This is a genomic window from Synechocystis sp. FACHB-908 (assembly GCF_014698595.1).
Classification (GTDB): domain Bacteria; phylum Cyanobacteriota; class Cyanobacteriia; order Cyanobacteriales; family Microcystaceae; genus Synechocystis.
In genome coordinates this window covers 59,812-67,827 of record NZ_JACJTH010000030.1, presented here as the reverse complement: position 1 = coordinate 67,827, position 8,016 = coordinate 59,812, and the positions used below count along the sequence as shown (strand labels likewise).

Here is an 8,016-nt window from a genome sequence, read left to right as displayed (position 1 = left end):
ATGATGAAGCAAGTGGTGGCAGTTAAGAGGGTGGGGATCATCAAGGTACCGAACCAACCGACATAAATCCGGTTGTTGGTAGAGGTCACCCACTGACAAAACTGTTCCCACAAGGAAGCGCTTTCGCGCTGTTGGAGAGTCGTTGTCATTTGGTTATAATTCCTTATGTATTTGTCGATGTTCAGATTGGAACTGACTAAACTTAGTCTAAAGGATTAATGAGAGTTTTGTAAAGCTTTGTAACAGGAAGTTAATATACACGAAGCTTATAGATGACATAAGTTTTACTTTCTTGTAATTGTCGTTTTTTCCATGGGTAAACAGAGGGCGTTTTGGGGGTTGAGAAGAGTTTACCTGGCGGTTTTTCGTGCGCCTTTACCATAGTTCTGGGCTGTGTAGAGGGGCGACACAACTGATTTTCAGGGACAATGGAGATGAAATAATGAAAAATAATGAAATTGATCACTGGGCCTTGCACGCCATTACTCTTAAGGTCAGTGGTCAGTCAGTTTAAGCAATAGTCGGGCATACAATTATGATCCATATACCTAATACTTATTGATATCCCTGAATTTTTTGGTCACATTGTCCCTGGGTTCCGCCACAATGTTTCATTAACCCCCAGCAAATATCCACTGGAACGCTAAAGCCGCAATCGTTGCTCACCATGGCGATCGCCAGAAGGCCTGCATCTGGGCAAGGATTCTGATATTTTTAGGGGGATGTATTTTGGGGCAATGGGGAAAAATTAACTAATGTCAAAGTCTAAAGTTGTTTTGCTGACAGGCATCACGGGGCAAGATGGCTCCTATCTGAGTGAATTGTTGTTGGAAAAGGGCTACCAAGTCCATGGCATCATTCGCCGAACTTCTACCTTTAACACTGACCGCATTGATCATCTTTATGTTGATCCCCATGATCTTGAGGCGAAACTCCGACTTCATTATGGTGATCTGACCGACGGCACCACCCTGCGCCGCATTTTAGAAGATGTCAAACCGACGGAGATTTACAATCTGGGGGCCCAATCCCACGTGCGGGTGAGCTTTGATTCTCCGGAATACACTGTAGATTCAGTGGCCATGGGGACGCTACGACTATTGGAAGCGATTCGGGATTATCAACATCGCACCGGCATCCAAGTAAGGTTCTATCAAGCCGGTTCTTCGGAAATGTTCGGCAAAGTGCAGGAGATTCCCCAAAAGGAAACCACCCCCTTTTATCCCCGCAGTCCCTACGCCTGTGCCAAGGTTTATGGCCATTGGCAAACGGTGAACTATCGGGAATCCTATGACTTATTCGCCTGTAACGGCATTTTGTTCAACCACGAATCCCCCCGCCGGGGAGAAACCTTTGTAACCAGGAAAATTACTAGGGCGATCGCCAGAATTGTGGCCGGCACCCAAAAGAAATTGTATTTAGGCAATATCGATTCCAAGCGGGATTGGGGCTATGCCAAGGACTATGTACGGGCCATGTGGGCCATGTTGCAACAGGAACAGCCCGATGACTATGTGGTGGCCACGGGGGAAACCCACGAAGTGAAGGAATTTTTAGAAATTGCCTTTGGTTACGTCAACCTCAACTGGCAGAACTATGTGGCCTTTGATGAGCGCTATTTACGCCCCGCTGAAGTAGATTTATTAATCGGCGATCCGGCGAAAACCAAAGCCCAATTGGGCTGGGAACCCTCGGTTACCTTTACGGAATTAGTTCATTTAATGGTGGAGGCAGACTTAGCAGTCCTTGGTTTAACTTCTCCCAACCAGAGTGGACGAATCAAGGAGCTCATGGCCCAGGATATGGCCTTCATTCGGAGCCAAAATGGCCATGCCGTCGATTAAGCTTGGTTGAGCGTCTTAACTGTTGCCTCGATCAAAGTGTTTAACAACTAGCAATTTTCCCTGGCCTTCAAATGGTGGAGAATTTTATGGGCACAGTAAACCTAGGCAAATCCCTCCCTTAACTCAATATTTTCTTAACCAACCATGCTTTCCCTAGAAAATCAACGTATTTTGGTCACTGGCGGGGCCGGTTTCCTCGGTAAACAAGTTGTTGCCCAATTAATTGCAGCCGGTGGCGATCGCCCAAAAATTACCATTCCCCGCTCCAAAGACTGTGATTTACGGCAAGCGTCAGCCTGCGAACGGGCAGTGGAAAATCAAGACATTGTCATTCACCTAGCGGCCCATGTGGGGGGTATTGGTCTGAACCGGGAAAAGCCCGCTGAATTGTTCTACGACAACTTAATGATGGGGGTGCAGTTAATCCATGCGGCCCACCAAGCGGGGGTGAAAAAATTTGTTTGTGTGGGCACCATCTGCGCCTATCCCAAATTTACCCCTGTACCCTTTAAGGAAGAAGACTTATGGAACGGTTATCCTGAAGAAACCAACGCTCCCTACGGCGTGGCCAAGAAAGCATTGTTGGTGCAACTGGAATCCTACCGCTTGCAGTATGGCTTTAATGGCATTTACCTCTTGCCAGTAAATCTTTACGGCCCAGAAGATAACTTCGATCCCCGCAGTTCCCACGTGATTCCTGCCTTGATCCATAAGGTTTACGAAGCGCAAAAAGCTGGACAAAAACAATTACCCGTTTGGGGCGACGGCAGTCCCACCAGGGAATTTCTTTACTCCACTGATGCGGCCCGGGGCATTGTGATGGGAACCCAAGCCTACGACAAAGCCGATCCGGTTAACCTAGGCACCAATTTTGAAATTTCCATCAAAGACTTAACGGAATTAATCTGTGAACTGATGGAGTTTGAGGGGGACATTATTTGGGAAACCGATCAACCCAACGGCCAGCCCCGTCGCTGTTTAGACACCACCAAAGCTAAAGCAGAATTTGGGTTTGAAGCCCAGGTGAGCTTGCGGGAAGGATTGAAAAATACCATTGACTGGTATCGGCAACAACGGAGCTAACTACTGCAAAAAGTTCCGTTTGCAACAAAACACGTAACAGTTTGTAACAGTTGCCCCCCCTGACTAGAAACCCCGTTTCAACCCTTGTTACACTAGGCAATACCTTTTGCCCGTTGCTTTGATGGCGAGCAGACCTTGTTATTGATTGGAAACTTGTTAAGGAAACTATTTTAAACAACTCTATGGTTAATACCCTCGAAAAGCCCGGATTTGATGAAATCCGTCCCGGTGTCAAGACTCCGGCCAAGGAAACCATCCTCACTCCCCGTTTTTACACCACCGACTTCGATGAGATGGCCAAAATGGACATTTCCCCCAACGAAGACGAGTTGCGGGCCATCCTGGAAGAGTTTCGGGTGGATTACAATCGCCATCACTTTGTTCGTAATGAGTCCTTTAACAAATCCTGGGACCACATTGACGGGGAAAAACGCCAATTGTTCGTGGAATTTCTGGAGCGTTCCTGCACCGCTGAATTTTCCGGCTTCCTACTTTATAAAGAGTTGGGCCGTCGCCTCAAAAATAAAAACCCCTTGTTGGCCGAATGCTTTAACCTCATGTCCCGGGATGAAGCCCGCCATGCTGGTTTCCTCAACAAAGCCATGTCCGACTTTAACCTGTCTTTGGATTTGGGCTTTTTGACTAAGAGTCGTAAATATACCTTCTTTAAACCCAAGTTTATTTTCTACGCCACCTACCTTTCCGAGAAAATTGGCTACTGGCGTTACATCACCATTTATCGCCATTTGGAGAAAAATCCCAACGATTGCATTTATCCCATTTTTGAATTCTTTGAAAACTGGTGCCAAGACGAAAATCGCCACGGAGATTTCTTTGATGCGATTATGCGGGCCCAACCCCACACCCTCAACGATTGGAAAGCGAAGCTGTGGTGTCGTTTCTTCCTGCTCTCAGTCTTTGCCACCATGTATCTCAACGATACCCAACGGGCCGACTTCTATGCCTGCTTAGGTTTGGAGGCTCGGAGCTATGACAAGGAAGTCATTGAGAAAACCAACGAAACCGCTGGCCGGGTGTTTCCCATTATTCTCGATGTCAATAATCCTGAATTTTATAACCGCCTAGAAACCTGTGTTAGCAATAACGAACAACTACGGGCGATCGATGCTTCTGGTGCCCCTGGGGTAATTAAAGCCCTGCGTAAGTTACCCATTTTTGCTTCCAACGGCTGGCAATTTATCAAACTGTATTTGATGAAGCCCATTGCAGTGGATCAGTTGGCTGGAGCTGTGCGCTAAGGTTGTCTTCCGCTGGATCACCTTTAGAACCTGTTTGAGAAGTTGAACTTTCGGCACATAATCCTTCCCAATCTCCCTTAAACGGGAAAGGTGGGGACTGTTGATAGTCGTTTTGAGACTTTTAAAACAGGCCTTTAAGCTGCTTCGGGTTGGATAAATCTGGTTTGTGAGTGAATGAAGTAAAAGCGCCCTGAGAATTTTGCCAAGTTTAGGTAAAATTTTTGGGGCATTTTTCCTGGCTGAAAATTTTTTGGCGGTGTGTTCGCCGCAATCATGGCAGATAATAGGGTTTGAAGGCTGATTAATCCCGCTGTTTCTATGTCTGATAATTTGACCGAACTCTCCCAACAACTCCATGATGCTTCAGAAAAAAAACAGTTGACGGCGATCGCCGCTTTGGCAGAAATGGGAGAAGGGGGCCAGGGAATATTACTCGATTATTTGGCCAAAAATGTCCCCCTAGAAAAGCCAGTGTTGGCGGTGGGTAACGTCTACCAAACCCTCCGGAATCTAGAACAGGAAACCATCACAACGCAACTCCAACGGAATTACCCCACAGGCATTTTCCCCTTACAATCGGCCCAGGGCATTGATTATCTGCCGCTCCAGGAAGCCCTAGGAAGCCAGGATTTTGAAACAGCGGATGAAATAACCCGGGATAAATTGTGCGAACTGGCGGGGCCTGGGGCCAGTCAAAGACAATGGCTCTATTTCACAGAAGTAGAAAAATTTCCTGCCCTAGACCTGCACACCATTAATGCTTTGTGGTGGCTCCACTCCAACGGTAATTTTGGTTTTTCGGTGCAACGACGACTCTGGTTGGCGTCCGGAAAAGAATTTACCAAGCTTTGGCCGAAAATTGGCTGGAAAAGCGGCAATGTTTGGACCCGTTGGCCCAAGGGCTTTACCTGGGATTTATCCGCACCCCAGGGTCATTTACCCCTGTTAAACCAATTGCGGGGGGTAAGGGTAGCAGAATCCCTTTACAGGCACCCAGTTTGGTCCCAATACGGTTGGTAAGCCCTTCGGTCTGCCCGAATTGCCTACAAGTTTATAACTTCTTCGGGGAAGTCATTACCGCTCAAGATGGAGTTCAAACAAAAGCTTCATCGGGGGCGGTATAACCCTGGAGATATTCAGGATTGAGGGGCCGGAGTAAATTGGTTGCCCGTTGTTTTTGCAGTTCACCACCGGCCACCACTACCAAATATTTCCCCGCTTGCAAAAGGTTTCGATAGGGCAAACTGTCCCCACTGCCAAAGCTTAAGCCCACGCCCCCACCGACAAAGAAACTCCCCATGGTTCCACCGATCGCCCCTAGGAGGCCGCCCACAATGTGGTTACCGGGGTCTCCAGCCCAATCTAAGGTGCTCAAGCCAGTGATGAGGTTAAAGCAATAACCGGCAGCGAAACCAAAGGGTACTAACCAGATGGCCATGAGCTTTGCCCTTTTGATAGCTTGTTTTTTCGGGTCCACCAAGCCAAATTCGTCAGCGGTTTTATAACCTGTGCCAATGATAGTCAAATTCTTTTGGGCAAATCCTGCCTGTTCCAAGGTTGTATAAGCTTCTTCGGCGGCAATGCGGTTGGCTACCACAGCGATTAGATAGGACATAAACGGGATGATTAATGATTCGGCTTGATAGGGAGTTCGGCAACTGTTCCTATTTTAATGCCCTGGGGGGAGGGAGCCTTGATCAACGGCGATCGCCAAATTTTTTCTGCCAGGGACCATTGGGATTTCCCGTTAAGAGTTGCTGGCAAAAATTTTCTTCCCAAGGGGTCAGGGGTCGCCATTGCCCCGGACTCAAACCTTCTAGGGTTAAGCACCAAGTTGCTGCTGACTTACCTTTGCCCTGTTGGGGAGAGCGACCAGTAACCTGTATTTGCACCCGCACCAATCGTAGGGTAGGGAAGCCCACTGCCGCTGTCATTCGACGTACCTGACGATTGCGCCCCTCCGTTAGGGTAATGCTTAACCAACTGGTGGGAATGGAGGCTCGATAACGAATGGGAGGATTTCTGGGGGGAAAATCTGGTTCAGTGATAATTTTGGCGATCGCCGGTCTGGTAGGGTAATCCGCGAAAGTTATGCCCCGCCGCAGGGGTTCTAGGTCTTCGTCCGTTGGAGAGCCTTCTACTTGGGCAAAATAAGTACGTTGGTGGGCAAACTCCCGGTGGGCCAAACGATGCTGAAGTTTACCGTTGCTGGTGAGCAGCAATAGTCCTTCGCTATCTTGATCCAAACGCCCCACGGGATATAAATCTGGCAAATTAATATAATCCTTCAACGTCGGCCGGGGATGGGCAGAATTATCGGTAAATTGACACAGAACTCCGTAGGGTTTGTAAAAAACAATGGTTTGGGGAGTTTTATTCAACGCAATCAAGCCCGCTGGGAAAAAATCTACGGGAAAACCTAATGGAGACGACCAAGCACATAATCAACTAATTCCAACAGAGATTCTCTCGGAGCGGACATTTCCAGCACACTCAGATGTTGCCGGGCCAGTTGCGCTTGGTTCGCGGCCAATTCCCTTGATCGCCGGATACCATCCCCCTGTTCTACCAATTCCAGGGCCTGTTCCAAATCCCCCGCCTGGGCAAATTCCCGTTCAATTAATTTACCAAGTAGGGGATATTTTTCCATGGCAAATAGGGCTGGGGCGGTGATGTTGCCGCTGATTAAATCTGACCCGGCCGGTTTCCCCAAAACCTCCGTGGGGGAAGTGAAATCTAAAATATCGTCCACAATCTGGAACGCTAACCCCAAATGTTTACCATATTCGTAAAGATGATCACACACATCCCGGGGCGCATCGCTCAAAACCCCCGCTGCCTTGGCACTGTTGGCAATGAGAGAGGCGGTTTTAAAATAGCTTTTTTCCAAATAGGTTTCTAAATCTGTGTCGGTGTCAAAACGATTGATGCTCTGTAAAATTTCCCCCTCCGCAAAGTCCCGAATTACCTCCGATAATAATTTCACCACCTCCAAATTATCTAAGTTAGCCAAATACCAAGAAGATTGGGCAAAGAGGAAATCCCCCGCTAACACTGCCACCCGATTGTCAAATAAACTATTCACCGTGGGCACATTCCGCCGCAGATCCGCCTCATCCACCACGTCATCGTGGACCAAACTAGCGGTGTGGATCATTTCGGTAATTTCCGCCAGCCGGCGATGGCGCGCCGTTAATTCTTGGTCTAATAGGGTTGCGCGGGAAACTAACAACACAATGGCCGGCCGCACCCGCTTTCCCCCTGCCTCAAATAAATGTTCCGCCGCCGCCCCCAGGATAGGATGCCGAGCACCGACAAGCCGCTTGAGATTATCCGTTAATAAACGGAGGTCTTGGTCAACGGGGGCAAACAGGGAGGTAGTGGAGATCATCGGCTGGCCAAACTTGGCAGATGTGTTTACGAAAGTTTACATATCTTGATGCTTATTTTAAGATAACCTCTTGTGAACTAAAAATGTCGATTCTGGATTTTTGGGGTGATCGCCGCCCTTGACTGAACTTTGTTCTACTTTTGCGCTGATGCCGGAGCAAAAAAAGATCCCCGGACTCGGGCTGGCTGTGTTAGGCTAGGGGTAAGGATTTGCAATCAATTACAGAGAGCTCTCCAGGGTCTAGATTTTGTCTGATCCCCGGTTTTTTGGCGTCGAGTCGTACTCATTAGTACTATGTCTGTCTCCATGGCGATCGGGGCAGTGGGAGATTCTAGGGAAAAATAACATTGATTCTAGGGTGTTGAGCAACGGATAAGGATTACGAAGTCCTCGGAACATTGCCCTTGGGTCAGGAAATAATGAAATATACTGCCCTCGG

Annotated in this window: 7 protein-coding genes and 1 pseudogene; 4 read left to right on the top strand and 4 right to left on the bottom strand. The window is 48.1% G+C overall.

The window, feature by feature from the left end; all coding sequences use genetic code 11:
• A pseudogene (locus H6G46_RS10940) lies at window positions 1-149 on the bottom strand (photosystem II q(b) protein); the annotation flags it as partial.
• A 606-nt stretch (window positions 150-755) separates the two neighbouring features.
• On the opposite strand from H6G46_RS10940, the gene gmd reads away from it, so the two are divergent.
• From gmd to H6G46_RS10920, 4 genes are all read left to right on the top strand, one after another.
• A complete protein-coding gene (gene gmd / locus H6G46_RS10935) occupies window positions 756-1,844 on the top strand; it encodes a GDP-mannose 4,6-dehydratase (RefSeq protein ID WP_010871213.1) in 1,089 nt (362 codons plus the stop codon).
• A gap of 144 nt (window positions 1,845-1,988) precedes the next feature.
• On the top strand, window positions 1,989-2,927 hold the full coding sequence (locus H6G46_RS10930) for a GDP-L-fucose synthase (protein ID WP_010871212.1): 939 nt from the start codon (window positions 1,989-1,991) through the stop codon (window positions 2,925-2,927).
• A 182-nt stretch (window positions 2,928-3,109) separates the two neighbouring features.
• A complete protein-coding gene (gene acsF, locus H6G46_RS10925; protein ID WP_010871211.1) occupies window positions 3,110-4,186 on the top strand; it encodes a magnesium-protoporphyrin IX monomethyl ester (oxidative) cyclase in 1,077 nt (358 codons plus the stop codon).
• 318 nt (window positions 4,187-4,504) lie between these two features.
• Window positions 4,505-5,206 (top strand): GUN4 domain-containing protein, encoded by a 702-nt coding sequence (locus H6G46_RS10920; protein WP_010871210.1) that lies wholly within the window; start codon window positions 4,505-4,507, stop codon window positions 5,204-5,206.
• Between the two features lie 73 nt (window positions 5,207-5,279).
• On the opposite strand, the gene H6G46_RS10915 is transcribed toward H6G46_RS10920, so the two are convergent.
• The 3 genes from H6G46_RS10915 to sds all read right to left on the bottom strand — a co-directional run bounded on the left by H6G46_RS10915 (window position 5,280) and on the right by sds (window position 7,577).
• Complete coding sequence (locus H6G46_RS10915) at window positions 5,280-5,801, bottom strand: hypothetical protein (RefSeq protein WP_010871209.1); 522 nt, start codon at window positions 5,799-5,801, stop codon at window positions 5,280-5,282.
• A gap of 82 nt (window positions 5,802-5,883) precedes the next feature.
• Entirely contained in the window at window positions 5,884-6,567 is a 684-nt protein-coding gene (locus tag H6G46_RS10910) for a pseudouridine synthase (protein ID WP_020861325.1), read from the bottom strand.
• A gap of 38 nt (window positions 6,568-6,605) precedes the next feature.
• Window positions 6,606-7,577: a solanesyl diphosphate synthase gene (gene sds / locus H6G46_RS10905; RefSeq protein WP_010871207.1), complete on the bottom strand. Its 972-nt coding sequence runs from the start codon at window positions 7,575-7,577 to the stop codon at window positions 6,606-6,608.
• Between the last annotated feature and the right edge of the window lie 439 nt (window positions 7,578-8,016).

Excerpts from the sequence above, each read along its gene's own strand:
- gmd (WP_010871213.1), top strand. The coding sequence starts at position 756 with ATGTCAAAGTCTAAAGTTGTTTTGCTGACAGGCATCACGGGGCAAGAT.
- H6G46_RS10930 (WP_010871212.1), top strand. The coding sequence starts at position 1,989 with ATGCTTTCCCTAGAAAATCAACGTATTTTGGTCACTGGCGGGGCCGGT.
- acsF (WP_010871211.1), top strand. The coding sequence starts at position 3,110 with ATGGTTAATACCCTCGAAAAGCCCGGATTTGATGAAATCCGTCCCGGT.
- H6G46_RS10920 (WP_010871210.1), top strand. The coding sequence starts at position 4,505 with ATGTCTGATAATTTGACCGAACTCTCCCAACAACTCCATGATGCTTCA.
- H6G46_RS10915 (WP_010871209.1), bottom strand. The coding sequence starts at position 5,801 with ATGTCCTATCTAATCGCTGTGGTAGCCAACCGCATTGCCGCCGAAGAA.
- sds (WP_010871207.1), bottom strand. The coding sequence starts at position 7,577 with ATGATCTCCACTACCTCCCTGTTTGCCCCCGTTGACCAAGACCTCCGT.